This is a genomic window from Thiohalobacter sp. (assembly GCF_027000115.1).
Classification (GTDB): Bacteria; Pseudomonadota; Gammaproteobacteria; order Thiohalobacterales; family Thiohalobacteraceae; genus JALTON01.
In genome coordinates, this window is sequence record NZ_JALTON010000037.1 from 1 (window position 1) to 25,131 (window position 25,131).

Genomic DNA, 25,131 nt, shown 5'->3' on the forward strand with positions numbered 1-25,131 from the left:
CGAGGAGCTGGCGTTGCCGCCGGTGAAGATTCACTGTTCGGTGCTGGCCGAGGACGCGATCAAGGCGGCCATCGGCGACTACCAGCGCAAGCACGCCGACCACACCGACAGCGCGGAAAGCGCCTGAGCATTCTTTACTTCATCTGGTGTACCTGAAAACGGGGCCTACGGGCCCCGTTTCGGTATCTGTTCCGGCCATTCGGGTTTTTGAGCCTCTTTCGCGGCCCGGCACAGGGCACCCACCGCTCTGCCGGCGCGGGTGGCAGTCCTGGATCCGGGGCGGACCGATGACAGCCGCGTCCGGCTGTGCTTTAGTGTTCGCTGTGCCTCCGGTGACAGGACGACAGCATGCCCATTCGCGTTCATTCCGGTGACGAAGAGATTCGCATCGAGATCAGCGGCCGCTTCGATTTCGCCAGCCAGCGCGCCTTCCGCGAGGCCTATCGCGGCCTGCCCCCCGACCGCCGTTACCGGGTGGACCTGAGCGGGGTGGTGTATCTCGACAGTTCGGCCCTGGGCATGCTCCTGCTGCTGCGCAAGCATGCCGGTGACTGCCGCGAGCAGGTCGTGTTGAGCGGCGCCAGCGATACCATCCGCCGAATTCTGGACATCGCCAACTTCGGGAAGCTGTTCAGTCTCGAATGAGCGCGGAACGGCTCCAGACGCGGGCCAGGCCGCCTGTCCCCGATCGTGACCAGGTGCGCCTGGAACTGATCCGTTCCCTGTTCAGCCAATCGCCCCTTGCCCAGTACGGGGCGCTCGGCGTGGCGCTGGTGGCGGCGGCGGTGTTGTGGCGGACGTCCGGTACCAGCGTAACCCTGGGGTGGCTGGGCTTCATGCTGGGCGCCGTCCTGTTGAGGCTGTGGCTGGTACGACGTTTTCACGAACAGGGCGTGACCGACCTGGACAGGGCGCGACGCTGGGAACGGCGCTTCCTGTGGGCGGTCCTGATCTCGGCGCTGGGCTGGGGTGCGTCCGGCTGGCTGTTCTTCGACAATGCTTCGCTGGCCCACCAGTTCTTCCTCATGGCCATTCTCGCCGGTATCAGTGGCGGTTCGGTACCGGTGCTGGCGCCCAGCCCGCCGGCAGCCGCCGTTTTTCTGATCGCCGCCATCACGCCGGTCAGCCTGCGCCTGTTCAGCGCCGGTGGCGATACCAATGTCGGCCTGGGCCTGCTGACCCTGCTCTATCTCGCTATTCTGCTGGTAGTGGCCCGGCGCACTGGCGATTTGCTGCGGCGCGCCATCGAACTCGGCATAGAGAACCGGGCGCTGGTCGAGGCGCTCAGCGAACGCGCGGCGCAGCTCGAATTGCACGGGGAGCGCATGCGGGCCGAGCAGGAGATTGCGCTGTCGGTCTTCAATGCCATCGTGCCGCGGGCAGCGCTGGACCGGTCCGGTCTGGTGTACCACCTGTCCAGTCAGTCCCTGTTCAACGGCGACCTGCTGCTGGCCGCCGATCGCCCGGACGGTTGCCGGCACTTTCTGCTCGGCGACTTTACCGGCCACGGTCTGGCCGGCAGTCTGGGAGCGCTGCCGGTGGCGCACATGTTTCAGGGCATGACGCAAAAGGGTTTCGGTATCGATGCCATCGCGGCCGAAATCAACGGCAGGCTCCAGGCGCAGTTGCCCGACGCCCTGTTTCTTGCCGCTTGCCTGATCGAGATGGATGACCGGCGCGGCCTGTTGCGAATCTGGAACGGCGGCATTCCTGCCGCCTATCTTCTTGCACCGGGTGGCGGGGTGCTGCATCGCTTCGAGTCCCGTCACGTGCCGCTGGGCATTCTCGGGGAACCTGACTTCGAGTCCGATTGCGAGCGCTGGCCGATCGCGCCCGGGCAGCACCTGTTTCTGGCCACCGACGGTGTGACGGAACAGCGGAATCCGGCCGGCGAGCCATACGGCGAACAGCGACTGGAGGTCCTGCTGCAGCGTCCGTTGCCCGCTGCGGCTCTGGCCGAGGCGCTGCGCAAGGATCTGGAAGCGTTCAGTCGGGGTGCCGGGCAGACCGATGACCTGACCTTCATGATCGCGGAGGTTCTGGAACCGGGTGTCGGCACACAGCCAGGGACAGTGGCCGCACGGGGCGCGCACGGGCATTGGGCGTTGCATGTCCGGGTGGAGGCGGACGCCCTGCGGCTGATCCAGCCGGTGCCCGTGCTGTATCACTCGGTGCGCGAGTTCGAACGCCGCCAGGAGGGGCTGGAAACACTGGAACTGGTGCTGGGAGAGCTGGTCAACAATGCCGTCGATCATGGCGTGCTCGGGCTGGACTCGGCGATGAAGGCCGGGCCCGGGGGCTTCGAGCGCTACTATGCCGAACGCGAGGCGGCACTGGCGCGGCTCGAGGCTGGCCATGTAGAGATCCATGTAACCAGCCGGCCGCTCGACGATGGGCAGGAGCTGGTGGTTGAGGTGGCCGATTCGGGTCGTGGCTTTCCGGTGCCTTCAGGGCGGATCGACCTGGAACATGGCGGGCTGCCCTTCGGACGCGGGCTCAGGCTGGTACAGTCGCTGAGCCGGGAACTGGTGTTCGAGGAGGGCGGGCGCCGGGTACGTGCTGTGCTGCATGTCCGCTGAACAGCTCAGTCGCGTGTCCATACCAGGGTATGGTTGTTGGCGGGCATGGCGTGGTCGGCGCTCAGGGTCAGCCCCGCGGATTGCGCCAACCGGTCCAGCGCCTCGATGTCGCGCAGTCCGCTCTCCGGATCGCGCGCCCTGAGCCAGGCATCGAAGCGGGCATTGCTCTCGCTGGTGTAGCGGCCGTCCACATTGAAGGGTCCATAAAGGCAGAAGCGTCCGCCGGGTGCGAGCACCCGGCCGATGCCCGCAAACATGGCCTCGACCTCGGGCCAGTGCATGATGTGGCTGGTGTTGGCACTGAACACACCGTCGTATCGAGCCTCAGGCCAGGGATCCCGAGCCACGTCCAGGGCCAGCGGCGGCAGCAGGTTGGGCAGGCCGGCCTCGGCCAGCCAGGCACGGATGCCGGCATGGTGTTCGGGCAGGTCGCTGGTCTGCCAGAGCAGATGCGGCAGCTCGGCGGCGAAGAACACCGCGTGCTGTCCGGTGCCGCTGCCGATTTCCAGAATCCGCCGGCAGTCGGCGAACGCCTCCCGAAGCACCGCCAGGATGGGCCGCTTGTTTTCCTCGCAGGATTCGGCGAAGGGCTTGTGGTTCACAGGCGGGCCTCGACGATAGCGGCGATCTCCTCGTCGGTGAGCACGATGGGGTTGGTCTTCATGCTCGAGCCGCGGCTGTTGGCGACGATGCGCGGAATGTCCTCCCGGCGGACGCCGTAGCCCCCCAGGCGCGGCAGTTGCAGGCGGTTCGTCCAATCCTCCAGCCGCGCCACCAGCGCCGACCAGGCGGCCTCGGGCTCGCGGATGCGGCGCTCGCACAGGATCTCGGCCAGACGGGCGTAACGACCCAGCGCGGGGTTGTCGGGCTCGCGTGCGCGCATGGCCTCGATGTTTACCCGCGTCGCCTCGGCGACCAGGGTGCCGCAGACCACGCCGTGCGGGATGGGAAAGAAGGCGCCCAGCGGCGAGGCCAGGCCGTGCACCGAGCCCAGTCCGGTCTGCGCCAGGGTGATGCCGGACTGCAACGCGGCATAGGCCATGCCCGCACGGTGCGCGGCGAGGTCGCCCCGGCCCTCGAACCAGGGCAGCAGGCTGTCGCGCGCCGCGCGCAGGCCGGAGATGGCGAGGGCGTCGGTCATGGCGTTGGCGCGCAGCGAGACGTAGGACTCCATGAGCTGGGTCAGCGCGTCCATGCCGTTGGCGGCGACGAGATGGGGTGGGCAGGTGTCCAGCAGGTCCGGGTCCACCACGGCCCAGGCCGGCACCAGGTCCTCGTGACGAAACGACTTCTTGAAGCCGTCCGTGCCCTGGCGGCTGAGCACGGCGTTCTTCGTGGCCTCGCTGCCGGTGCCCGCGGTGGTGGGCACGGCAATGAAGGGCGTGGCCGGGCCCTCGTAGGGCAGCTCCGGGCCCACGCCTTCCAGATAGTCCATCACCGAATGTTCGACGCGCAGCAGGCCGGCGATGGCCTTGGCGGCGTCCAGCACGCTGCCGCCGCCGATGCCCAGCACCAGGTCGATGTCCGCATCCCGGTACCCGGCGGCCAGCGCGTCCACCTGTTCGGGCGAGGGCTCGCCGCCGATGGTGCAGTGCGACCAGGCCAGCCCCGCCTGTTCCAGGCCCTCGATCAACCCCGGCCAGTGCGGCGAGGCCTGCAGCGAGCGGGCGCCGGTGACCAGCAGCAGGCGGGACCCGAAGCGGGCACAGAGTTCGGGGAGGCGGCGGCGCGTGCCGCTGCCGAAGGCGATGCGCGGGAGGCGGGCGATGTCGAAGGGTGCGATCAAGCCGGCGTCTCCGGGAACAGGCAGTGCCAGGGTTCGCCACGCCGGGGCTCGGCCATCCAGTCGGCCACCCGCTCGCGCCAGGCCAGATAGTGCGGGGTCTGCTTGTGGGCGGCGGCGTCCTCGGCGCTGGCGAAGGCCTCGTAGAGCAGGAAGCGGGCCGGGTCCTGCGGATCCTGCAGCACGTCGAAGCGCAGGTTCCCGGCCTCCTCGATCGAGCCACGGTGATTGTCGCCGGTGGCGGCGATGAAGTCGTCGATGTGTTCCGGTTTGACCCGGACATGAACCAGTGTGACCTGCATCGGGCTGCCCTCCCTGTGCCTGTGGTGGGGCGACAGTTTACCCAAAGCCCGGCCACCGGTTCGAGCTCAAGCCCGGGGCACCGCCTTCCGACAACCTGAGGAGAAGGCCGGGCAGCGCCGAGGGGGCGCTGCCGCCGATCCCGGAAACGATCATGACCGAACCCCGCACCGCCGCGACTGCCGAATCCGGGGCGCCGCGCGCACCCAGATCCCTTGGCGAGTGGGTGGAAATGCTCAGCGAGCGGGGCATGCCGGCGTTTGCGCGCACGGTGGAGCAGATCTCGGGCGTGGCCGGAGACCGCGAAAGCTCGGCCGCGGAACTGGCCGCCGTGGTGCTGCAGGACGCCGCCATGACCGCGCGCCTGCTGCGCATCGCCAACAGCCCGCTGTACAACCTCACCGGCAAGCACATCAGCACCGTGTCCCGCGCCGTGGTCATGCTCGGCTTCAACACCGTGCGCAGCCTGTGCCTGTCCATCGCCGTGGTCGAATCGGTCGCCGAGGGCGCGCACAAGGAACGGCTGGCCGCGGACATGGCGCGTTGCTTCCACGCCGCCGTGCAGGCCCGGGCCTTTGCCGAGCGGCGCAAGGACCCGGCACCGGAGGAGGTCTTTATCGCGACCCTGCTGCGCCAGCTCGGCCAGCTGGCCTTCTGGAGCTATGGCAGTGCCGTTGCCGAGCAGCTCGATGCCGAACTCTCGGTGCCCGGGGCCGATGCCGACGCCGCGGCCCGGGCGCTGCTGGGTTTCGATCTGTCCGAGCTGTCGCTGGGTCTCTCCCGCCAGTGGAAGCTGGGGGATCTGCTCATCCACGCCCTGGAGAAACGCGGCGACGACGATCCGCGGGTGAGCAACGTGGAACTGGCCCACGAACTGGCGCGGCTGGCGGAGGAACAGGGCTGGGAATCGGAGCCCATGCGCAAGCTGATGGCGCGGCTGGCAGAGACCCTGTACATGCCGTTGCGGGACCTGACCGAGCTGGTGTACGAGAACGCGAGCAGGGCGGCGCGCACCGCGGCCTGCTTCGGCGCCGGCAAGGCGGTGGAACGCATCCCGTTGCCACGAACCTCGAAACTGTCTGCCGCCGAGGCGGCGGCCCGGGCCGAGCGGCCGCCCGAATTCCCCGAGCCCGATCCCATGCTTCAGCTGCGTATACTGAGAGAGCTTTCGGCGCTGCTGGAAAGCGAGTTCAACGTCAATCTGGTGCTGGAGATGGTGCTGGAAGGCATCTTTCGCGGCGTGGGCATGGACCGCACCCTGTTCGCGCTGCTTACCGCCGATCGCGGCCGGCTGGTCGCGCGCTACGCCCTGGGCCAGCAGGCGGAAGTGCTGCGCACCCGCTTCCGCTTCCCGATTTCCGCGGTGCAGGCCAACATCTGGTTTCATGTCATCGACAGCCGCCAGCCGGTACTCCTGGATGAACAGGCCGATCCGCGCCTGCGGCAGTTGCTTACCCCGGACGTGCGCGCCGTGATCGGGGACGGCCCCTTCCTGGCCACGCCCATCGAGGTGCAGGGCAAGGTGATTGGACTGTTCTACGCAGATCGCCTCCCCAGTGGCCGGCCACTGGACGAGGAGGCCTGCGCGGCCTTCCGTCATTTCGGGATTCAGGCCAATCTGGCGCTGTCCCACGCCCGACGTTGAGCGCCGGCCTCGGTAGGTGCGGGCCATCGAGCCTTGCCCGAACACGTCTGTAGCCGGGATGGCAGCCTGCGGGGCGGTAATCCGGGAGAAGGTGTCAGTTCTGCACGCCAGCCGGGCCTTCAGCCGCCATAGTCGATAGTGATTTCCTCGCCCGGTTGTATGTCCTCGAGTGCGAACAGGTCGAAGCCGTCGAACTCCGCATTGGGCGCGTCGGCATGATTGAGATAGCGCAGCAGGGTGGTTCCGCGCCGACCGTGGCGGCGGCCGCGGCTGCCCTCGACCCAGAGCACGTACTTGCCGTCACTGCGGGTGCGCAGTCCGCGATAGCTGCCAAGGTGTTCGCCGGCGCGAATGGGGCGGCGTGCGAACAGGCCCTTGCCATGAATGGCGGAGGGGCGGGCCTGGACCTTGCGGGCAATGAGTTGGGGCTGGTGACGAAGGCGCAGGTCTGGCTTGAACGACATGAAACAGCGATGTCCTTGGATGCATGAAACGGGGCCGCGTATTATGCCACGAGGCATCCACTGGAGGGAAACCGGCATGGCCGTCATCTGGCAGCGCCGCGTGAACGGTCATCATTACGAGGTGCGCAGCGCCGGGCGTTCGCGACGCCTGTATACCGACGGCATCTTTCACAGCCAGTTCAACCCGCGCACCGTGATGTCGGGGGCGCCCTGGGACCTGCTCACCCTGCCGGCCTTCCTGCGCAGCGCCGGTGTGCATCGTGTGCTGCTGCTGGGACTCGGTGGCGGCGCTGTGGCCCGGCAGTTGCTGCACTTCTTTCCGCAGGCAGAGATCACCGGCGTCGATCTGGATGCCGTGCATCTGTCGGTCGCGCGGCGTTTCTTCGGGCTGTCACGGACGGGAGTGAGGCTGGTGCAGGCCGATGCCCGGAAGTTCGTCGGCGACTGCCGGGGCGCGCGCTTCGACTGCGTCATCGATGACCTGTTCGGCGGCCAGGATGGAGATCCGCGACGCGCCGTGCCCTTTGATCATGACTGGCGAGGGGCCTTGACGCGGCTGCTGGTGCCCGGGGGTGTGCTGGTCGCCAACTTTACCGATAGCGAATCGGCGTGCGCCGCGGCCGGGTTCGCTGGCGTGCCATTGCTGAAACTGGTGGCGACCCTGCCACGGTACGACAACCGGGTGCTGGCATGGGGCGGGGACCGCGACCTGGAGGCGCTGAGGCAGCAGTTGCGGACGTGGCCCGAGATCCGCCCCTATCTGGACGCAGCCCGTGGCTATCGGCTGCAGGGTCCGCGGGCAGCAGCGTAGGGGTGATCAACCCTTCCACGCCTCGGGCCGATGCAGGTGAAAGCCCTGGGCAAAGTCCACGCCGAGTTGTGCCAGACGTTCGAGGATCGCCGGTTGTTCCACGAATTCCGCGACCGTGCGGAAGCCCAGGTGCTGGGCCATCTGGTTGATGGCCTCGACGATGCGGAAATCGCGTTCGTCGGTGTGCATCTGCCGTACCAGGGCGCCGTCGATCTTCAGGTAATCGATGGGCAGGTGCTTGAGGTAGGCAAAGGACGACATGCCCTGGCCGAAGTCATCCAGGGCAATCCGGCAGCCGGTCCTGCGCAGGCGTTCCATCAGTGACACCGCACGGTCCATGTCGCGGACGGCGGCCGACTCGGTGATCTCGAAACAGAGCTCGATATGTTCGAAGGCGGGGTGTTCCACGGTCTCGATGAGCTGCTCCCGAAAAGCACTGTCCGACAGGCTGGCGCCGGACAGGTTCATCGCATAGTGGGTCTTGAATCGCCGGGCGGAGGGTGGCAGGGATGCCAGTGACTGTCGCAGTCGATCGAGTACCCAGCGGTCGATGGCTGGCATCAGGTCGTAGCGTTCGGCTACTGGAAGGAATTCGGCCGGCGACACCTGTTGGCCATCTTCGTCGATCAGCCGGAGCAGGAGTTCGCGGTATTCGCGTTCGCCACGAAATGCCACTGGCAGGATGCGCTGGTAGAAAAGCCGGAAGCGGTTCTGTTCCAGTGCCGCATGGAGGCGATTGACCCAGTCGAGTTCCTTTCGCTTGCCGGTACAGCGCACGCCGCCGAAATAGGCCTGTACGCCATTGCGGCCATTGTCCTTGGCAACATAGCAGGCAGCGTCGGCGAAGCTCAGCACTTCCTCACAGCTCTTCCGTTCCCGGGTGATGGTGGTGAGGCCGATACTGGCGCTGACCCGGAAGCTATGGCCGTTCCACACAAAGCGGTGGCAGTCTATGGCCTGCACCAGGGTCTGCCCCAGCGCCTCGGCGTCATGCATGGTGCAGTGTTCGAGCAGGATGCCGAACTCGTCGCCGCCCAGGCGGGCAACCAGGTCACGGTCGCGTACACGTGCGAGCAGCAGCCCCGCGATCTCGCATAGCAGCCGGTCGCCGACCGGATGGCCATGGGTGTCGTTCACTACCTTGAAGTGATCGAGATCGAGATAAAGCAGGGCATGGGTATGACCGTTGGCGCGGGCATCTTCGTGCAGCCGGCGCAGCCGATCCTCGAAGGCGCTGCGGTTGCCGAGCCCGGTCAGGCCATCGTGCCGGGCCTGGTGTTCCAGCTGCTCGATGCGGCGGCGATGATCGGATATGTCGCGGGCGATGCCGGTGAAGTAGATCTGGCCGTCCAGTTCGACCGGCATCAGGCTGATCTCCAGCCGGCCGCTGCCTCCGGTGCGCGGCAAGCTGCATTCGAACCGGTGTTCGCCCGCGCTGTCGAGGGGGCAGCTGCAATCGAGCAGCGCATCCAGCCTCGGGCGCGCTTTCGGTTGCGCGAAGTCGGTCTGTTCGAGGCCCAGCCAGGCGGCCAGGACCGAGTTGGCAGCAACCAGCCGGTAGTTGCCGTCGAGTACGAACAGGCCGTCGGACAGGTTGCGGAAACAGTGGGCGAGCAGTGAATCCGGTACTGCCAAGGCCCCAGGCCCTGTTTGCTGCAGTTGCTGTGGCATCCGTCCCCCGGGGATAGGCCCGCCGCCTTCCACCCTTGCGCCATAGGCGGGCTACGGGTTTCAGCGGCAGATTATGACAGCATCTTTAATGGACGGCCGGTGGCACGAAAACATTTCAAATCTCGAGACGGGATGCGGCGAGAGAAAAACATTCAGTGAAAACAACAAATTGTATGGCTATCCGGGGCGTTGCGCTGCTGCTAGAATAGTCCGCCCCTGACCGCAGGCAGTCCCGGAGACCAGGCACCCATGGACACAGACGAACATCCCTTCGATGCGGCCGCCGCCGCGGTGGTGGCGCTGGGCAACCAGCTTGCCGAGTCGCGGCCCGAGGCCAGCCTGTGGGACATCGCCGACGGTCTGCTGGCCGGCGCGGTGCACTTCTGGCTTTACAGTCACCAGCCCTGCGGGGATCCGCAGTGCGAGGAATGCGCGCGCGTGCAGACTGCGGAGGCGCGGATGGCGGAACTGCGCGAACAGCTTCGTCAGTATGCCGAGGAAAGCGAGTACTATCATTCGCCCACGGATATCAACGTCGGCCGGGCGTGAATCAACGGCTTGCCGGGCCCGGCGCAGCGGATCGGCGCTGAGTCCCACAGGCCGTTGAAGCGGGAGAGGGGGTGAGGGCATGACACGGCTCTATTCCATCATGGAATCGCCTACCCATCCGGATGCCTCGGTTCACTACCATCGGCTGGGGCTGGAGCATCAGGTGTTCCGCTCGGTGCGCAAGGCCATTGCCGCCCTCAAGCGCGAGCCGCCCGACTGGGTCGTGGCCGAGTTCTTCTACGGCTATGGCAACAACTACGCCGGGGCCAATCTGGGTAATCTGGATGTGTTTCTGGCCAGCCTGCAGAGGTACGCGCCCTCGGCCCGGGTGGTGGTGATGGTGGACAAGGCGGAGCGGCCCTGGGCGGATCGCCTGGGCGAGCGCTTCCCGCTGCATGCGGTGCTGGAGCACCCGGTGACCGCCGAGGCGCTGGCCGAGGTGGTGGCCGCGGGCTGAGGCTGTTTCAGCCGGCGCGGTCGGCCGACAGGCTGCAGCCCGGGAAACGCTGGCCGGTGAGCCGGGCCAGTCCGCGCCTCAGCTTGCGGCGCGCAGGCTCGGCCTCGGCGAAGATCCGTTCGGCCTTGTAGAACTCGAGCATGCGCACATTGCGGATCTTCGGGTGGATGTAGAGATCGGGCGGATTGCAGGCGAGCTTCCCGGCGATCAGGTTGCGGCTGGCGGCATGCACGCTGCGCATGAGCACCCCGGCGAAGCTGGGTTCTTCCCCGTCCGCCTCATCGAAACCGTCACCGCTGACGTCCACGGCCACCACCGCGTCGCAGGAGGACTGCAGCAGGTCATAGGGCAGGGGATTGGCGACACCGCCGTCGACCAGGTGCCGGCCGCGACGCTGCACGGGCGGAAACAGCCCTGGCACTGCGATACTGGCGCGGATGGCCTCGAGCAGGTCGCCGTCGTGCATGACCACCGGGGCGCCCGTTTCCAGGTCGGTTGCCACCAGTCGCAGTGGCACCTGCAGCTCCGCGAAGCGGCGTGCCGGCAGGATGTCGGCGATGAAACGCATGGGTGCGTCGCCGCTGAGCAGGCCACCGCCGGCCAGGGTAGGCTGGAGGATTTCCAGCAGCCGCAGCGGGCCCAGCAGGTCCAGGCCCTCGTCGCGGCCGTTGCCGGCTTCGGGGATCAGCGGTGTGATGCGACGGCGGATCTCGGCACCGTTCAGCCCGGTGGCATAGAGGGCCGCGAACACGGCGCCGATACTGGTCCCGGCGAGCCGGTGGGGGCGGATGCCCAGCTCGTCGAAGGTCTCCAGCATGGGCAGGTGCGCCAGCCCGCGGGCGCCGCCGCTGCCCAGCGCCAGGCCGATGCGCGCGGCGTGGCTTGGCCGACCGCAGGCGGCCAGCGCCGCCGCGCCCAGGCAGGCCGCCAGCAGCCCGCGGCGGCGGGCGCTGAACGCCGGCTCAGTCATGGCTGCCGCGCGGGTGGGGCGGTATCATGGCGCTTCGTTCCTTATTTGACGGAGTTCTCTCCATGGCCCGCGCTTCCTCCCGCGACCGAAAGAAACAGGCCATTGTCCGCCGCGTGCAGAGCGCGCTCACCACCGTGTTCGATCCGGCCACGCCGCGCATCGACGTGTTCAACATGGGCATGATCTATGACATCCGCGTGGACGACGAACAGGGCGTGGAAATCGACCTGGCCTTCTCCAGCCCGGGCCATCCCGGCAATCTTACCCTGCCGCAGCAGATCCGCGACACGGTGCGGGAGCTGGACGGCATCGAAAGCTGCCGGGTGCGCATCGTCGAGGATCCGCCCTGGACGCTCGACCGGGTGTCGGACCATGCGCGGATCAACATGTCGGTGGTGGACTAACCGGCATTTGCGTCGGCCAGCAACTGGCGCCAGGCCGGATGTTCCGATATCAGGCCCAGCGCCTGCGCCAGCAGGGTCTTGCCGGGTTCCGTGCGGTGCCAGGTGGAAGCGCCCGAGGGATGCGGCAGGGGGATCAGGTCGGTGTCCCGGCCTTCGATCGTGACCCGGTGCAGACGGCCGATGACGTCGGCGAGCCGGTTCGCATGCAGGAAACGATTGATTGCCAGCTTGCCCACCGGCACGATCAGGCGTGGCGCCAGTATCTCCAGCTCCGTGTGAAGCCAGGGCGCGCAGTGACGGATCTCTTCCTCGCTGGGCACACGGTCGCCGCCGCGCGGTTTCTTGCCCGGGAAGCAGCGGCACACGGCGGCCATGTAGACGTGGGCGCGAAAGGCCGCCTCGTCCAGCCCGATGCCCTCGAACCAGCGGAACAGGGTCTTGCCGGCGGTCCAGGCAAAGGGTCGGCCGATGACGATCTCGCGGTCGCCGGGTGCCTGACCCACCAGCAGCATCGGGGAGAGCACCGGCGGGCCGACCACCGGCGGACCCTGCATGTCGGGGCAGCGGTGGCACTGGCGCAGGCGGGACTGGTGGCGCTTCAGGCGGGTGAGCGGCGTGGACATCCGCCCATTATGAAGCCAGCCGGCGCGCGATCACATCCCGCGCCAGGGACCGGCAGGTCGGTCCACATCTGCCCGGTGATGCGCCGGTCGACCCCAAGCAGAATCTGGGCGTGGATAAAAACAGCGTATTCATTGATGATTCCGGCGAAGTCGCGCACAATCGGGGCCCGTTTCAGGGGCCGGCCAGTGGCCGGGGGACCGACCCCGCAGGGGTTCGCGAACGACATTTAGAGGTGAGACATGAAACTGATTCTTCTGGGCGCCCCCGGCGCCGGCAAGGGCACGGTGGCCAAGATGCTGACCGCCATCGACGGCTCGGTGCAGATTTCCACCGGCGACATCCTGCGCGGTGCCGTCAAGGAAGGCACGGAACTGGGCAAGAAGGCGCAGGAGTACATGAACCGCGGTGACCTGGTGCCGGATGACCTGATCATGGGCATCATGGAGGCGCGGCTGCAGGAACCGGACTGCGCCAACGGCTTCCTGCTCGACGGCTTCCCGCGCACCATCCCCCAGGCCGAGGCCCTCAAGGCACTGCTCGACCGTCTCGGCATCCAGCTCGACATGGTGGTGAACCTGGACGTGCCGCGCGAGGTCATCCTCGATCGCCTGACTACCCGCCGCACCTGCTCCAACCCCGAGTGCCAGGAGATCTACAACGTCAAGAGCAAGCCGCCCAAGCAGGAAGGCGTGTGCGACAAGTGCGGCAGCCCGGTCATCCAGCGCGATGACGAGACCGAGGAAGCCATCAGCAAGCGTCTGGACACCTACAACGAGAAGACCGCGCCGCTGGCCGACTTCTATCGCAAGGAAGGCATCCTGGTCGACATCCCCGCCACCTCCAGCGAGGTGGTGGTCAACACCATCAAGGAAAAGCTCGGCATCGCCTGAGCGAGCACTCCGACTGGCAAGTCCGCGGACCCCGGCCTCGTGCCGGGGTCTTGCGTTGGGGATATCGTCGCGGCCCAGGCGGGCTTGTGTTAGCGTGTCGAGCGGAAACCATGGAGGAAGGAAATGAGCGGGAATCCCCTCAAGGCCCTGTCGGCCCTGGGCCAGAGCATCTGGCTGGACTACATCGATCGCGAGATCCTGGTCGACGGCACCCTGGATCGGCTGATTCAGGAGGATGGTGTCAGTGGTCTCACCTCCAACCCCGCCATCTTCCAGAAGGCCATCGCCCGGGGCGGTGCCTACCGCGACGACATCGAGCGCCTGCGCGCGGCCGGTGCCGACCGCGAGACGCTCTACGAGCGGCTGGTGCTCGCCGACATCGGCCAGGCTGCGGATGCCTTTCGCGCCCTGTACGAAGCAACCGAAGGGCGTGATGGCTATGTCAGCATCGAGGTCTCGCCACTGCTGGCCCGCGACACGGAAGCCACCATCACCGAGGCGCGGGAACTCTGGCAGCGGCTGGACCGCCCCAACATCATGATCAAGGTGCCGGGCACGCGGGAGGGCATCCCGGCGATCCGCCGGCTGCTGGCCGAGGGCATCAACGTCAACGTGACCCTGCTGTTCTCGGTGGGGCGTTATCTCGACTGCCTGGATGCCTACGAACGCGCGCTGGAGGACCGTCGCATCGCCGGCCTGCCGCTGGCGCCGGTGGCCTCGGTGGCCAGCTTCTTCCTCAGCCGCATCGATGTGAAAGTGGATGCGCTGCTGGACGCCATCATTGCCGGCGACGACCCGCACCGGGCGGCGCGGGCCCGCGAGTTGCGCGGCCAGACGGCCATCGCCTGCGCCGCGTTTGCCTACCGGCGCTTCCGCGAGCGCTGCCACACCGGCCGCTGGCAGGCGCTGGCCACCGCCGGCGCCCGGGTACAGCGCCTGCTGTGGGCCTCCACCGGTACCAAGGACCCGAGCTACAGCGATATCAAGTACGTCGAGCCGCTGATCGCACCCGACACCGTCAACACCCTCCCGCCCAAGACGCTGGATGCCTACCGTGACCACGGCGATCCGGCGGTGCGCATCGATGCCGCCATCGAGGCCGCGCCCGCCGTGCTGCACGGGCTGGTGGAACTGGGCATCAATCTGCACGAGATCGACGACCAGCTCGAGGAAGAGGGCATCCGCAAGTTCGTGGATCCCTACCAGTCGCTGCTGGAAACCCTTGCAGGGATGGCGGACTGAATCCCGCCACCCTTCAGTACAGACGGTGACGGAACAGCCAGGTGGCGGTGGTCAGCGCCACCCCGCCGATCAGGGCCATGGGCCAGAACTGGTCGAGCAGGTCGCCCAAGCCTGCGCCTTCCAGAAACACCATGCGCACCACCACCAGGAAATAGCGCAGCGGGTCGATCAGGGTGATGAGCTGGATCGCGTGCGGCATGTTTTCTATCGGCGTCGCGAAGCCGGACAGGATGACCGCCGGCACCAGGAACAGGAAGGCCCCCAGCAGACCCTGCTGCTGGGTGATGGCAAACGACGAGATCATCAGGCCCACGCCCACGGCCGAGAGCAGGAACAGCCCCAGCCCCGCATACAGCGCCGGCAGTGATCCCCGCAGGGGAACCTCGAACCAGACCGCTGCCATCAGGATGATGAAGCTGGCCTCGACGATGCCGACCAGGAAGCCCGGCGTCACCTTGCCGATCAGGATGTCGAAGGGGGTCAGCGGCGTGACCATCAACTGGTCGAAGGTGCCGGCCTCGCGTTCGCGGGCCACCGACAGCGCGGTCACCACCAGCGTCACCACCAGTGTCAGCAGCGCCACGATGCCCGGCACGATGAACCAGCGCGACTGCAGGTTGGCGTTGTACCAGGCACGGGCGCTGACCTGTGCCGGCGGCAGCGGGCGACCGTGGCGTGCCGCCCAGTCCTGGTTGAAATCGGTGACCACGCGTCGCGCATAGCCGAGCAGGATCAGCGCTGTGTTGGAATTGCGGCCGTCGACCGCCAGCGCCACCGGGGCCGGATTGCCGCGGACCAGGCTGGCGCCGAAGCGGGCATCGATCATGAGCACCGCAAGCACCTCGCGGCGATCGATGACTTCGGCGATATCGCCTTCCCGTTCCAGTTCCCGCGTCACTTCGAAGGCCTCGGAGCCCCGGAAGCGGGCAATCAGCTCGCGCGACCAGGGGCCGTCGTCCTGGTTGTAGACCGCCAGCGGAACGCGATTGAGATCGAAGGTCGCGGCATAGCCGAACACCATCAGCTGCACCAGCGGCGGGCCGATCAGCACGAAGCGGCTGCGCTTGTCCTTGAGCAGCGCCAGCAGTTCCTTGCGGATCAGGGCGAGGATGCGCAGCAGTCGTTGCATGTCAGTCCAGCCGCTTGTGCATGCGTCGGCGGACCAGGCCCAGGAACAGGGCGGCCATGATCGCCAGCGCCAGGCTGTTGGGCAGTATCACCGACCAGACGTCGCCGGCGAGGAACAGGCTCTGCAGGATGGCCACGAAATAGCGTGCGGGAACCAGGTGGGTGATCCACTGCACGACCGTGGGCATGGAACCGATATCGAAAATGAAACCGGACAGGATGAAGGCCGGCAGGAAGGTGACGATGATGGCGATCTGTCCGGCCACGAACTGGTTGCGGGCGACGATCGAGATCAGCAGGCCCATGCCCAGCGCGGTCAGCATGAACAGGGCGGAGGTCAGCAGCAACACCCAGAAGCTGCCGAGCAGCGGCACCCGGAACAGCCACTGCGATAGCGCCACCGTCAGCAGCATCCCGCCCATGCCCAGCACGAAGTAGGGTGCGAGCTTGCCGAGCAGGACCTCCGGTACCCGGATGGGCGTGACCATCATCGCTTCCATGGTGCCGCGTTCCCATTCGCGGGCGACGACCATCGCCGTGAGCAGCGCGCCGATCAGGGTCATGATGACCGCAACCAGCCCCGGTACCAGAAAGTTGCGGCTGCGCACCGCCGGGTTGAACCAGATCCGGGATTCCATGGCCACCGGAATGTCCGGCTCGATGCCGCGATCCGCGGCAAGATCCTGCAGCCAGCGTTGCCAGACGCCCTCGACGTAGCCCTGGATCAGGCGTGCCTGATTGGCGTTGACGCCGTGGAGAATGAGTCCGATGCGCGGCTGACGACCAGCCGCCAGCGCGCGGCCGAAGTCGCCCCGCAGCCACAGGATGCCGTCGAACTGGTGGCGGCGCATCGCCGTCTCCGCCGCCTGGATGCTGTCGACGAAGTGCGGTACGAAATACTCGTTGTGCAGGAAGCCGCTGGTGAAGCGCGCAGTGGCCGCATCCGGCCGGTCGACCACGATGGCGATCGGCACTTCGCGGGCGTCGAGCGAGACGCCGTAGCCAAACACGATCAGCAGCACGATCGGCAGCACGAAGGCGATGGCGAGGCTGGACGGGTCGCGCAGGATCTGCAGCGATTCCTTGCGCATCATGCCACGCAGGCGGCGGTTGCCGGGGGGCGTCATGCCGCCGCCTCCCTCCGTCGATGCTGTTCCAGCAGGCGAATGAACGCCTCCTCCAGGGTCGGATCGGGACATTCGGCACTGCGGGCCTGCTCGCGCATGGCCTCCGGGCTGCCCTCGGCGAGCACCCGGCCCTCGGCCATGATCACCAGCCGGTCGCAGTATTCCGCCTCTTCCATGAAGTGGGTGGTCACCAGCACGGTGGTACCCGCAAGCGACAGCGCATTGATGCGCGACCAGAACTCGCGCCGCGCGACGGGATCGACCCCGGAGGTCGGCTCGTCGAGGAACAGGATGTCCGGTTCGTGGAGCAGGGCGGCGGCGAGCGCCAGCCGCTGCTTGAAGCCCAGCGGCAGGTTGCGGGCGGCCTGGCGACGAAGGGGACCGAGCTCGAAGGTCGCCAGCGCCCAGTCGATGCGCTGCCGGCTCGCCTGTCCGCCCAGGCCGTAGGCGCGCGCGAAGAAAGCAAGATTCTCGGCAACGGTGAGTTCGGCGTAGAGAGAGAAGCGCTGCGCCATGTAGCCGATGCGTGCCCGGGCATGGGCCGGCGCCTGGCGCAGGTCGACGCCGGCAACCCGCAACCGGCCACCGGAAGCGGGCAGCAGGCCGCAGAGCATGCGGAACAGGGTGGACTTGCCGGCGCCGTTGGCGCCGAGCAGGCCGAACACCTCGCCGCGCCGCACCGAGAAGCTGACGTCGTGTACGGCCAGAAAGGTGCCGAAGCGGCGTTCCGCGCCGGTTACCTCGATGACCCGGTCGTCTGTCGCCTTGTGCGCCTCGGCGGGCGGTTCGGCCAGGGCGGCGGACGTGCCTTCCTCGCACAAGCGAGTGATGAACCAGTCCTCGAAGCGTGGCTCCGCGGCCCGGGTCTCCACTGCCTGTCCCGCCTCGTTCAGATGGCTCAGGTCCGGCAAGCGATCCCCGGTCGTGACCAGCCGTACCCGACTGCCCTCGATCACCGCATCGAGGATGTCTCCGGTGCGTTGCAGCGCCATGAGCAAGCTGCGCTTGCCGACGCCGGCGAGCCGGGCATGATGTACCCGCCCGCGCATCGCCTCGCGGAAGCCTTGCGGACTGCCCTCGCCCAGCACCCGGCCATGGTGCAGGATGACCACGCGGTCGCAGCGTTCCGCCTCGTCGAGGTAGGCGGTACTCAGCAATACCGCCATGCCTTGTTCACGTACCAGCCGGTAGACGATCTGCCAGAGTTCCCGGCGCGAGACCGGGTCGACGCCGACTGTCGGTTCGTCCAGGAGCAGCAGTCGCGGCGGGCGCACCAGGGTACAGGCCAGACCCAGTTTCTGCTTCATGCCGCCCGACAGCCGTCCCGCCAGGCGGTCGGTGAAGGGGCCCAAGCCGGTCATGTGCATGAGTTCGGCATAGCGCGCCGGGCGCTCCGCTTCGGGAAGGTTCTGCAGGTCGGCATAGAGGTCGAGATTTTCCTGAACGCTCAGGTCCTCGTAGAGCCCGAAGCGTTGCGGCATGTAGCCCACCCGTTCCTGCACCGAGACCGGATCGCGGCCGACATCGATGCCCAGGCACTCGATGCGGCCGGCGTCGGCCCGCAGCAGGCCGCAGGCGAGGCGCATGAAGGTGGTCTTGCCGGCGCCGTCGGGGCCGATCAGGCCGGTGACCTGCCCGGGGCGTACCTCGAGGCCGACACCGTCCAGCGCCGTGACCGGCGGTGTGCCGCCGAAGCGGCGGGTCACCCCCTCGGCGCGCAGCGCCGGCGCAGCCTCAGGGCCGGGCATCGGCGGCATGGCACAGGGTGTCGCCGGGATTGGCCAGGGGCTCCGCCGTGGTGTCGATTTCCACGGTGACCGGCATGCCCAGCCGCAATTCCCCGTTCGGGTTGCATACAGGTATGCGCAGCCGGTAGACCAGGCGGGTGCGCAGGTCGGGTGTCTCCACTGTCTTGGGCGTGAACTCGGCAGTGGGCGATATGTAGCCGACCCATCCCCGGTAGCTCTTGCCGGGGAAGCTGTCGGTGCGGATGCGTGCGGGCAGTCCCGGGCGGATGCGGCCCAGCGTGGGCTCGGGTGCGAAGGCGCGCACCCACACCGGGTCGATGCGCGCCAGGGTGAGCACCGGCGTCTGCGGGGTGGCGAAGTCGCCCGGCTCCAGGATGCGGTCGCGGATGATGCCGTCGGCGGGGGCCTTGAGTTCCGCATCCGCGAGCGCCTGCCGTGCCAGCGCCAGCTCCGCGGCCAGCGCATCGCGTACGGCACGTGCCGCGGCGATGTCCTCGGCGCGCGGCCCGGCCTCGGCCAGCGCCAGCGCGGCACGTGTCTGCTCGACATGGGCAAGCGCGGCATCGCGGCGGGCACGGGCCTCGTCGAGCTGCTCCTGCGAAGCGAGCTTGCGCTGGGCCAGGCCGGCGATGCGCCGGTAGGTCCGTTCGGCGGCCTGGGCATCGGCGCGCGCCGCGGCGAGCGCCGCGCGGGCCTGCTCGATTTCCTCGGGACGGGTACCGGCCTCCAGTGCCGCCACCGCCTGCACCTGGGCGGCGAGACGGGCCTCGGCGGCGGCCGCGGCAGCCTGCAGACGCTCGCGATGCAGCCGGGCCAGCACCTGTCCCGCCGTCACCCGCGCGCCTTCCTCGACCAGGATCTCGTCCAGGTGCTCGCTGCCATTGAAGGCGAGCTGGATTTCACGGATATCGATATTGCCGTAAAGCCGCAACACATCGGCATCGGCGTTCTGGTCGGCCTGGCGCTGCCAGGTCCACCCGAGGCCCAGGCTGGCCAGCAGCAGGATGATGAGGGGAACGAGTTTCCTGGACATGCCGGCTCCTCCGGTGAACGCCGGCCTGCATGGTAGCGCGGGGCAACGGGTCGGTACCAGCACCGGCCGGATGCCCTGTAGATCCCATGGTTGCATTTATATTCGGCTTGGCATATATATGGAACTATGAATATAAAGCCCGTTGAACTGCACAAGCTGCTCGCCGACGAGACCCGGCTGCGCCTGCTGGTGCTGCTGGCGCGGGAAGGGGAGCTGTGCGTGTGCGAACTCACCCACGCCCTGGGCGAGATCCAACCCAAGATCTCGCGCCATCTGGCGCTGCTCCGCGAGGGCGGGGTGGTGGCGGCCCGCCGCCAGGGCCAGTGGATCTACTACCGGCTGCGGCCCGATCTGCCGCGCTGGGCACAGGATGTGCTGGAGGCCAGTGCACGTGGTGCCGCCCGCCTGGAACCCTTCGTATCCGATCGTGCCGCCCTGTGCGGCATGCCCGACCGACCGGGCGCGAGCTGCTGCGCCTGAACCGCTGCACCCGAACAGGGAAGGAGACCGTCATGGCCCGTTTGCATGTACACATCGCGGTCGAGGACCTCGACCAATCCATCCGTTTCTACCGGGCGCTGTTCGGCGCCGAGCCGAGCGTCACGCGCGAGGACTACGCCAAGTGGCAGCTCGACGACCCGCGCATGAACTTCGCGATTTCCACCCGCGGCGAGTCCGGGCTCGACCATCTCGGCCTGCAGGCCGAGGATGCCGGCGAGCTGGCCGCCATCGAGGCGCGCATCCAGGCCGCCGGGCTGCCCGGCGCACCGCAGCGTGGCGCTGCCTGCTGCTATGCGGAGTCCGACAAGTACTGGACCATGGACCCGCAGGGCGTGGCCTGGGAGGCCTTCCATACCCTGGGCGAGGCGGCCGTGTTCAGCGAGCGCCCGGCATCCGATGGCCGCTGCTGTGTGCCCGGGATGGGCGGCGGTTGCGGGGGTTGAGTCCATGCACGTGCTCTTTCTCTGTACCGGCAACGCCTGTCGCTCGCAGATGGCCGAGGGCTGGGCACGGGCGCTGGGCGGCCCCGACCTGGAGGTGCGTTCCGCGGGTATCGAGGCCCACGGCAAGAACCCGCGTGCCATTGCCGTCATGGCCGAGGCCGGCGTGGACATCAGTGAGCAGGACTCGACCCGGCTCACGGACGACATGCTGGCCTGGGCCGATCATGTGGTGACCCTGTGCGGCCATGCCGACGAGCACTGCCCGGTACTGCCGCCGGGCACCTCGAAGGAACACTGGGCGCTGGACGATCCGGCCCGGGCGAGCGGGGCGGAGGACGAGATCATGGCCGTGTTCCGCGCCTCGCGCGATGATATCCGCCAGCGGGTGGCCGACCTGATCGAGCGTCTGCGTAAGTCGAACATCGACCGGGAGAAGGAAGCATGAGCGTCCAGTGCGAAACCACCGCGAAGCAGGCAGCGGGTGCCGGGATGGGCTTCTTCGAGCGCTATCTCAGCCTGTGGGTCTTCCTGTGCATCGCTGCGGGCATCGGCCTGGGTCATTTCTTCAGCGACTTCTTCCAGGCCGTGGGCGCGCTCGAGGTGGCACGGGTGAACCTGCCGGTGGCGGTGCTGGTGTGGCTGATGATCATTCCCATGCTGCTCAAGGTGGACCTGCGGGCGCTCAAGGGGGTGCGTCAGCACTGGCGCGGCGTCGGGGTGACCCTGTTCGTGAACTGGGCGGTGAAGCCCTTCTCCATGGCGCTGCTGGCCTGGCTGTTCGTGGGCTGGCTGTTCCGGCCGCTGCTGCCTGCCGACCAGATCGAGTCCTACATCGCTGGCCTGATCATCCTGGCCGCAGCGCCCTGTACCGCGATGGTCTTCGTGTGGAGCCACTTGTCGCGTGGCGAGCCGCATTTCACCCTGTCGCAGGTGGCGCTCAACGACGTCATCATGGTGTTCGCCTTCGCGCCCATCGTCGGCCTGCTGCTGGGGCTGGCAGCCATCACTGTGCCCTGGGACACCCTGCTGCTGTCGGTGCTGGTGTACATCGTGGTGCCGCTGACCCTCGCCAACCTGTGGCGACGCTGGCTGCTGGATCACGAGCATGGCTGGCTGCGCCTGCAGCGGGTGCTGGACCGCCTGCACCCGCTGTCGCTGGCCGCGCTGCTGGCCACGCTGGTGCTGCTGTTCGGTTTCCAGGGCGAGCAGATCATCGCCCAGCCACTGGTCATCGCCTTGCTGGCGGTACCCATCCTCATCCAGGTCTTCTTCAACTCGGGGCTGGCCTACCTGCTGAACCGGGCCTTCCGGACGCCGCACTGCGTGGCCGGGCCATCGGCGCTGATCGGTGCCAGCAATTTCTTCGAGCTGGCGGTGGCCACCGCGATTGCGCTGTTCGGCTTCGAGTCCGGCGCCGCGCTGGCCACCGTGGTCGGCGTGCTCATCGAGGTGCCGGTGATGCTGCTGGTGGTGCGCTGGGTCAACGCCAGCCGGGGCTGGTACGAGGCGCGCGAGGGCGTGGTGCCGCACGAGGTCTGCTGCCCGCCGGACATGCACGCCCACGGGCGCGCCGGCTAGCCGGGAACCTGACGGATTTACCCAGTCAACCCGCGCAGCAGGAGAGCTGCGACACGTCCTTGCGGAAGGTCTGGGCGCAGAGCTTGAGGCCCTCGACCATGGTCAGGTAGGGAAAGAGTTCCCCCGCCAGGTCGTCGACCGTCATCCGGTTGCGGATGGCGAGCGCGGCGCTCTGGATGAGTTCGCCCGCTTCGGCCGCCAGTATCTGTGCGCCGAGCAGGCGGCCGCTGTCGCGTTCCGCGACCAGCCTGATGAATCCGCGTTCGTCGAAATTGGCCAGTGCGCGCGGCACCTGGGCGAGCGGCAGGGTGCGGCTGTCGATGGCGATGCCCTGTCCGGCGGCACGTGCCTCGTCCAGGCCCACGGTGGCGACCTGGGGGTCGGTGAATACCACGGCGGGCAGGACCTCGAGGTCCAGGCTCGCCTCGCCGCCGGTCATGTTGATCGCGGCGCGCGTGCCGGCGGCGGCCGCGACATAGACGTACTGCGGCAGGTCGGTGCAGTCGCCCGCGGCGAAGACGTCGGCGGCAGAGGTGCGCAGTCCGGCATCCACCCGGATGGCACCGCGGGCATCGGTGTCGATGCCCGCGGCATCGAGATCGAGCCGATCCGTGTTCGGCTGCCGGCCGGTGGCCACCAGTAGCCGGTCACCGCGCAGGGTGCCCGCCGGCGTGTCCAGCTCGAAGCCGTCCGCGCCGTGGCGCACCGCCTGTGGCAGCATGTCGGTCAGCACGCGGATGCCTTCCGCCTCGAACTGGGCGCGCAGGCCCTCGCCCAGTGCTGGGTCCGCGCGCGACAACAATCGGCTGCGTGCCAGCAGGGTCACCTCGCAGCCCAGCCTGCGGAAGCCCTGTGCCAGCTCCACCGCCACCACCGAGCCGCCCAGCACCAGCAGGTGCCGGGGCAGTTCGGCCGCTTCCAGGGCCTCGGTGGAGGTCCAGAAAGGGCTGTCGGCAAGGCCGGGGATGTCCGGGATGTACGGGCGTGATCCGGTGGCGATCAGGATACGGTCTGCCTGCAGGCGGCGTTCGCGGCCGTCCCCTTCGTCGACGACGAGGGTGTGCGCGTCCGCAAACCGTGCCTCTCCGCGGATCAGGGTCAGTTCCGGCCGTGCGGCCAGGATGTCCTCGTACTTGGCCTGGCGCAGGGCATCGACCCGGGCCTGCTGCTGGGCCAGCAGCCGGGCGCGGTCGACGGCGGGGCGGGTGTGTGCCAGCCCGTCGAAGGGGTGGGCCTGCTGCAGGTGGGCGATCTGTGCCGCGCGGATCATGATCTTGGAGGGCACGCAGCCGACATTCACACAGGTGCCGCCGATGCGGGTGTCGCGCTCGACCAGGGTGACCGAGGCGCCCGCGTCCGCGGCGGTCAATGCGGCGGCGAAGGCCGCCGAGCCGCTGCCGATGATGGCGATCCGCAATCCATCCGCATCCGGTCCTCGGGCCGGCTCCAGCCGGAAGCCATGGGGCGCGAGTGCGGCCGCGAGCTGCGCGTCGGAGACCGAGGCCGGGGCCTCGATGCGGGCGTCGCCGTCGGCGAGCCGGATCTCGGCCCGCACGCCGGGCAGTGCCTCCAGTGCCTCGGTGGCGGTGAGCACACAGTGGTCACAGGTCAATCCGTGGATGCGGTAGTGCCGGCTCATGGCGATTCTCCGGTTCGGTTGGCAAGAACGGGTTGCGCGGGATAGCCGGCATTGGCCGTGGCCTGCAGCAACTGTTCCGGCGTGGCGCGATCGGGATCGTAGCGTACCCGCGCGGTCTTGTGGTCGAAATCCACCTCGACTGCCCCTACGCCCGGTACGGCCTCCAGCGCCTTGCGTACCGTGATCGGGCAGGCGGGGCACGTCATGCCGGGGACCGAGAGTTCGATTTCAACGGTGCGCGCCACGGCCTGCGGTGCGATCTGGGAGGTGGCCTCCGGTCCGCCGGCGTCACAGCCGGTGAGGGCGAGCAGGGCGTTCAGAAGCAAAAACATGCGAAGCATGCCAGTCTCCTTTCAGTATTAACCCGGTAACCAAATATGTCGTGTTCAGGATGCAGAGAAAGCCGCTGAACAAGGCGTGGCTCGCAGGCAATGGCCCAGCCCTTGGCAAGAGCCACAACGCCGGACAGGGGCTTTCTCTGCATCCCTTACCTATTCAAGATCGAGGGAAAGGCCGGGCTGTGCCGGTCCACAGTCTGCGTTGTCGTCGCTTGCTGTAAGGGTGCTACAGCGGCGCGCCGACGCCTTGCTGTGGACCGGCACAGCACGGCTGAACACGACATATTTGGTTGCCGGGTTAATAAAACAGGGGCGCATACCAGGGGAAGGCCAGCAGTGCCAGGAGTGGAATGCTGACCAGCCAGAACAGCCGCCGCTGGTTGCGCAGGGTGCGGGGATCGGCGCAGGCCTGTCCCGGTTCACAGGCGGGCGGGCGCAGGTAGAGGTGGCGAAAGGCCAGGGCCAGGAACAGCAGGGTGATGGCGACGAAGAGCGGGCGCCAGGGTTCCAGCGCCGTGAGCTGGCTGATCCAGGCGCCGCCCAGGCCCAGGGTCAGCAGGACCAGCGGCGCGACACAGCACAGTGAGGCACCGATGCCGGCAACCACGGCCGCCCAGAGGGAGCGGTTGGGTCTCATGTCGATGCGTCCTCCGATGGAAACCGTTGGAGGCATTGTGAACCCCGGAGCAGGGTACGGAGTCAAGGGGCGGGACGCGGGATGGTGCAGATTGCAGCGGGATGGCGCGGGGTGGCGGCAACCGCGGGTGCGCGGCCCGGCTTCTTTTGCGGGATCGGAAAAGAAAAGACCCCGCAGCCGGCTGCGGGGTCCTTCCGTTCCGCGACGAGGTTTCGTTACTGGGCGACGACGTTGGAAGCCTGCGGTCCCTTCGGGCCCTGCTCGACTTCAAAGCTGACGCTCTGTCCCTCGGCCAGGGTCTTGAAACCGCTGCCCTGGATGGCCGAGAAGTGAACGAACACGTCCTTGCCGCCGTCTGCCGGGGTGATGAAACCGTAACCCTTGGATTCGTTGAACCACTTAACAGTGCCTGTAGCCATAATGAAACTTACCTTGACAAAAGCAAAAAAGAAGATGTGTCGACTTGCAGATAATCGAGGGAACTTTCAGAACGAACCGGGAGGGACCGCCGAGTGCACTCAATAATTTGCAATCGCGTTTGAGTATAGGTGAAGAATTCGCCGAATGCGA

Annotated in this window: 29 protein-coding genes; 14 read left to right on the plus strand and 15 right to left on the minus strand. The window is 67.7% G+C overall.

Annotated elements, in window-relative coordinates; genetic code table 11:
- From MVF76_RS05460 to MVF76_RS05470, 3 genes are all read left to right on the plus strand, one after another.
- Positions 1 to 127 (plus strand): iron-sulfur cluster assembly scaffold protein (locus tag MVF76_RS05460; RefSeq protein ID WP_297527920.1); only part of this gene is annotated, 127 nt, incomplete at its 5' end.
- A 221-nt stretch (positions 128 to 348) separates the two neighbouring features.
- Positions 349 to 645 (plus strand): STAS domain-containing protein, encoded by a 297-nt coding sequence (locus MVF76_RS05465; protein WP_297527787.1) that lies wholly within the window; start codon positions 349 to 351, stop codon positions 643 to 645.
- Complete coding sequence (locus MVF76_RS05470; protein ID WP_297527788.1) at positions 642 to 2,579, plus strand: ATP-binding SpoIIE family protein phosphatase; 1,938 nt, start codon at positions 642 to 644, stop codon at positions 2,577 to 2,579. Before MVF76_RS05465 ends, MVF76_RS05470 begins: the two co-directional genes overlap by 4 nt.
- Positions 2,580 to 2,584: 5 nt before the next feature.
- Here the strand turns inward: MVF76_RS05470 and MVF76_RS05475 are convergent, their stop codons facing one another.
- The 3 genes from MVF76_RS05475 to MVF76_RS05485 are packed head-to-tail and all read right to left on the minus strand — an operon-like array spanning position 2,585 to position 4,664.
- Positions 2,585 to 3,181 carry a DUF938 domain-containing protein gene (locus MVF76_RS05475; RefSeq protein WP_297527789.1) on the minus strand — a complete coding sequence of 199 codons (597 nt, stop codon included), beginning with the start codon at positions 3,179 to 3,181 and terminating at the stop codon, positions 2,585 to 2,587.
- Positions 3,178 to 4,365, minus strand: coding sequence for an iron-containing alcohol dehydrogenase (locus MVF76_RS05480; protein WP_297527790.1), 1,188 nt, complete (start codon positions 4,363 to 4,365; stop codon positions 3,178 to 3,180). The genes MVF76_RS05475 and MVF76_RS05480 overlap by 4 nt, the downstream gene beginning before the upstream one ends.
- Entirely contained in the window at positions 4,362 to 4,664 is a 303-nt protein-coding gene (locus MVF76_RS05485; RefSeq protein WP_297527791.1) for an antibiotic biosynthesis monooxygenase, read from the minus strand. The genes MVF76_RS05480 and MVF76_RS05485 overlap by 4 nt, the downstream gene beginning before the upstream one ends.
- 152 nt (positions 4,665 to 4,816) lie before the next feature.
- Between MVF76_RS05485 and MVF76_RS05490 the strand changes: the two genes are divergently transcribed.
- Complete coding sequence (locus tag MVF76_RS05490) at positions 4,817 to 6,307, plus strand: HDOD domain-containing protein (protein WP_297527792.1); 1,491 nt, start codon at positions 4,817 to 4,819, stop codon at positions 6,305 to 6,307.
- Between the two features lie 119 nt (positions 6,308 to 6,426).
- On the opposite strand, the gene MVF76_RS05495 is transcribed toward MVF76_RS05490, so the two are convergent.
- Positions 6,427 to 6,771 carry an SET domain-containing protein gene (locus tag MVF76_RS05495; protein ID WP_297527793.1) on the minus strand — a complete coding sequence of 115 codons (345 nt, stop codon included), beginning with the start codon at positions 6,769 to 6,771 and terminating at the stop codon, positions 6,427 to 6,429.
- A gap of 76 nt (positions 6,772 to 6,847) precedes the next feature.
- Between MVF76_RS05495 and MVF76_RS05500 the strand changes: the two genes are divergently transcribed.
- On the plus strand, positions 6,848 to 7,582 hold the full coding sequence (locus MVF76_RS05500; RefSeq protein WP_297527794.1) for a methyltransferase domain-containing protein: 735 nt from the start codon (positions 6,848 to 6,850) through the stop codon (positions 7,580 to 7,582).
- Between the two features lie 6 nt (positions 7,583 to 7,588).
- Here the strand turns inward: MVF76_RS05500 and MVF76_RS05505 are convergent, their stop codons facing one another.
- A complete protein-coding gene (locus tag MVF76_RS05505; RefSeq protein WP_297527795.1) occupies positions 7,589 to 9,217 on the minus strand; it encodes a putative bifunctional diguanylate cyclase/phosphodiesterase in 1,629 nt (542 codons plus the stop codon).
- A 285-nt stretch (positions 9,218 to 9,502) separates the two neighbouring features.
- Between MVF76_RS05505 and MVF76_RS05510 the strand changes: the two genes are divergently transcribed.
- The gene (locus MVF76_RS05510; RefSeq protein WP_297527796.1) at positions 9,503 to 9,802 is read left to right on the plus strand and encodes a hypothetical protein; all 300 of its coding nucleotides are present in this window, start codon (positions 9,503 to 9,505) and stop codon (positions 9,800 to 9,802) included.
- 79 nt (positions 9,803 to 9,881) lie between these two features.
- The gene (locus MVF76_RS05515; protein ID WP_297527797.1) at positions 9,882 to 10,259 is read left to right on the plus strand and encodes a hypothetical protein; all 378 of its coding nucleotides are present in this window, start codon (positions 9,882 to 9,884) and stop codon (positions 10,257 to 10,259) included.
- Positions 10,260 to 10,266: 7 nt separating this feature from the next.
- On the opposite strand, the gene MVF76_RS05520 is transcribed toward MVF76_RS05515, so the two are convergent.
- Entirely contained in the window at positions 10,267 to 11,229 is a 963-nt protein-coding gene (locus tag MVF76_RS05520; protein WP_297527798.1) for a patatin-like phospholipase family protein, read from the minus strand.
- Between the two features lie 62 nt (positions 11,230 to 11,291).
- Between MVF76_RS05520 and MVF76_RS05525 the strand changes: the two genes are divergently transcribed.
- Positions 11,292 to 11,633, plus strand: a complete 342-nt coding sequence (locus MVF76_RS05525; RefSeq protein WP_297527799.1) for a metal-sulfur cluster assembly factor — start codon at positions 11,292 to 11,294, stop codon at positions 11,631 to 11,633.
- Here the strand turns inward: MVF76_RS05525 and MVF76_RS05530 are convergent.
- Positions 11,630 to 12,256 (minus strand): uracil-DNA glycosylase family protein, encoded by a 627-nt coding sequence (locus MVF76_RS05530; protein ID WP_297527800.1) that lies wholly within the window; start codon positions 12,254 to 12,256, stop codon positions 11,630 to 11,632. The genes MVF76_RS05525 and MVF76_RS05530 overlap by 4 nt on opposite strands.
- A 240-nt stretch (positions 12,257 to 12,496) precedes the next feature.
- Between MVF76_RS05530 and MVF76_RS05535 the strand changes: the two genes are divergently transcribed.
- Positions 12,497 to 13,147, plus strand: a complete 651-nt coding sequence (locus MVF76_RS05535; RefSeq protein ID WP_297527801.1) for an adenylate kinase — start codon at positions 12,497 to 12,499, stop codon at positions 13,145 to 13,147.
- Between the two features lie 123 nt (positions 13,148 to 13,270).
- Positions 13,271 to 14,389 carry a transaldolase gene (gene tal, locus MVF76_RS05540; protein WP_297527802.1) on the plus strand — a complete coding sequence of 373 codons (1,119 nt, stop codon included), beginning with the start codon at positions 13,271 to 13,273 and terminating at the stop codon, positions 14,387 to 14,389.
- 13 nt (positions 14,390 to 14,402) lie between these two features.
- Here tal and MVF76_RS05545 read toward each other — a convergent pair whose 3' ends face one another.
- From MVF76_RS05545 to MVF76_RS05560, 4 genes are read right to left on the minus strand one after another with little or no spacing between them, the layout of a single operon-like run.
- Positions 14,403 to 15,518 (minus strand): ABC transporter permease, encoded by a 1,116-nt coding sequence (locus MVF76_RS05545; RefSeq protein WP_297527803.1) that lies wholly within the window; start codon positions 15,516 to 15,518, stop codon positions 14,403 to 14,405.
- Position 15,519: 1 nt separating this feature from the next.
- Complete coding sequence (locus MVF76_RS05550) at positions 15,520 to 16,644, minus strand: ABC transporter permease (protein WP_297527804.1); 1,125 nt, start codon at positions 16,642 to 16,644, stop codon at positions 15,520 to 15,522.
- Positions 16,641 to 18,401: an ATP-binding cassette domain-containing protein gene (locus MVF76_RS05555; RefSeq protein WP_297527805.1), complete on the minus strand. Its 1,761-nt coding sequence runs from the start codon at positions 18,399 to 18,401 to the stop codon at positions 16,641 to 16,643. The genes MVF76_RS05550 and MVF76_RS05555 overlap by 4 nt, the downstream gene beginning before the upstream one ends.
- Positions 18,379 to 19,425 carry an efflux RND transporter periplasmic adaptor subunit gene (locus tag MVF76_RS05560; protein ID WP_297527806.1) on the minus strand — a complete coding sequence of 349 codons (1,047 nt, stop codon included), beginning with the start codon at positions 19,423 to 19,425 and terminating at the stop codon, positions 18,379 to 18,381. The genes MVF76_RS05555 and MVF76_RS05560 overlap by 23 nt, the downstream gene beginning before the upstream one ends.
- Positions 19,426 to 19,551: 126 nt before the next feature.
- Here MVF76_RS05560 and MVF76_RS05565 point away from each other — a divergent pair, with 126 nt between their 5' ends.
- From MVF76_RS05565 to arsB, 4 genes are read left to right on the plus strand one after another with little or no spacing between them, the layout of a single operon-like run.
- A complete protein-coding gene (locus MVF76_RS05565; RefSeq protein WP_297527807.1) occupies positions 19,552 to 19,905 on the plus strand; it encodes a metalloregulator ArsR/SmtB family transcription factor in 354 nt (117 codons plus the stop codon).
- A gap of 32 nt (positions 19,906 to 19,937) precedes the next feature.
- Positions 19,938 to 20,369 carry an ArsI/CadI family heavy metal resistance metalloenzyme gene (locus MVF76_RS05570; protein WP_297527808.1) on the plus strand — a complete coding sequence of 144 codons (432 nt, stop codon included), beginning with the start codon at positions 19,938 to 19,940 and terminating at the stop codon, positions 20,367 to 20,369.
- 4 nt (positions 20,370 to 20,373) lie between these two features.
- The gene (gene arsC / locus MVF76_RS05575) at positions 20,374 to 20,814 is read left to right on the plus strand and encodes an arsenate reductase (thioredoxin) (RefSeq protein WP_297527809.1); all 441 of its coding nucleotides are present in this window, start codon (positions 20,374 to 20,376) and stop codon (positions 20,812 to 20,814) included.
- 44 nt (positions 20,815 to 20,858) lie between these two features.
- Positions 20,859 to 21,947: an ACR3 family arsenite efflux transporter gene (gene arsB / locus MVF76_RS05580; RefSeq protein WP_317622939.1), complete on the plus strand. Its 1,089-nt coding sequence runs from the start codon at positions 20,859 to 20,861 to the stop codon at positions 21,945 to 21,947.
- Between the two features lie 25 nt (positions 21,948 to 21,972).
- Here arsB and merA read toward each other — a convergent pair whose 3' ends face one another.
- The 4 genes from merA to cspE all read right to left on the minus strand — a co-directional run bounded on the left by merA (position 21,973) and on the right by cspE (position 24,980).
- On the minus strand, positions 21,973 to 23,586 hold the full coding sequence (gene merA, locus MVF76_RS05585; RefSeq protein WP_297527811.1) for a mercury(II) reductase: 1,614 nt from the start codon (positions 23,584 to 23,586) through the stop codon (positions 21,973 to 21,975).
- Positions 23,583 to 23,927: a heavy-metal-associated domain-containing protein gene (locus tag MVF76_RS05590; protein WP_297527812.1), complete on the minus strand. Its 345-nt coding sequence runs from the start codon at positions 23,925 to 23,927 to the stop codon at positions 23,583 to 23,585. Before MVF76_RS05590 ends, merA begins: the two co-directional genes overlap by 4 nt.
- A gap of 295 nt (positions 23,928 to 24,222) precedes the next feature.
- Positions 24,223 to 24,561 (minus strand): mercuric transporter MerT family protein, encoded by a 339-nt coding sequence (locus MVF76_RS05595; RefSeq protein WP_297527813.1) that lies wholly within the window; start codon positions 24,559 to 24,561, stop codon positions 24,223 to 24,225.
- A gap of 215 nt (positions 24,562 to 24,776) precedes the next feature.
- Complete coding sequence (gene cspE, locus MVF76_RS05600) at positions 24,777 to 24,980, minus strand: transcription antiterminator/RNA stability regulator CspE (protein WP_297527814.1); 204 nt, start codon at positions 24,978 to 24,980, stop codon at positions 24,777 to 24,779.
- Positions 24,981 to 25,131 lie beyond the last annotated feature (151 nt).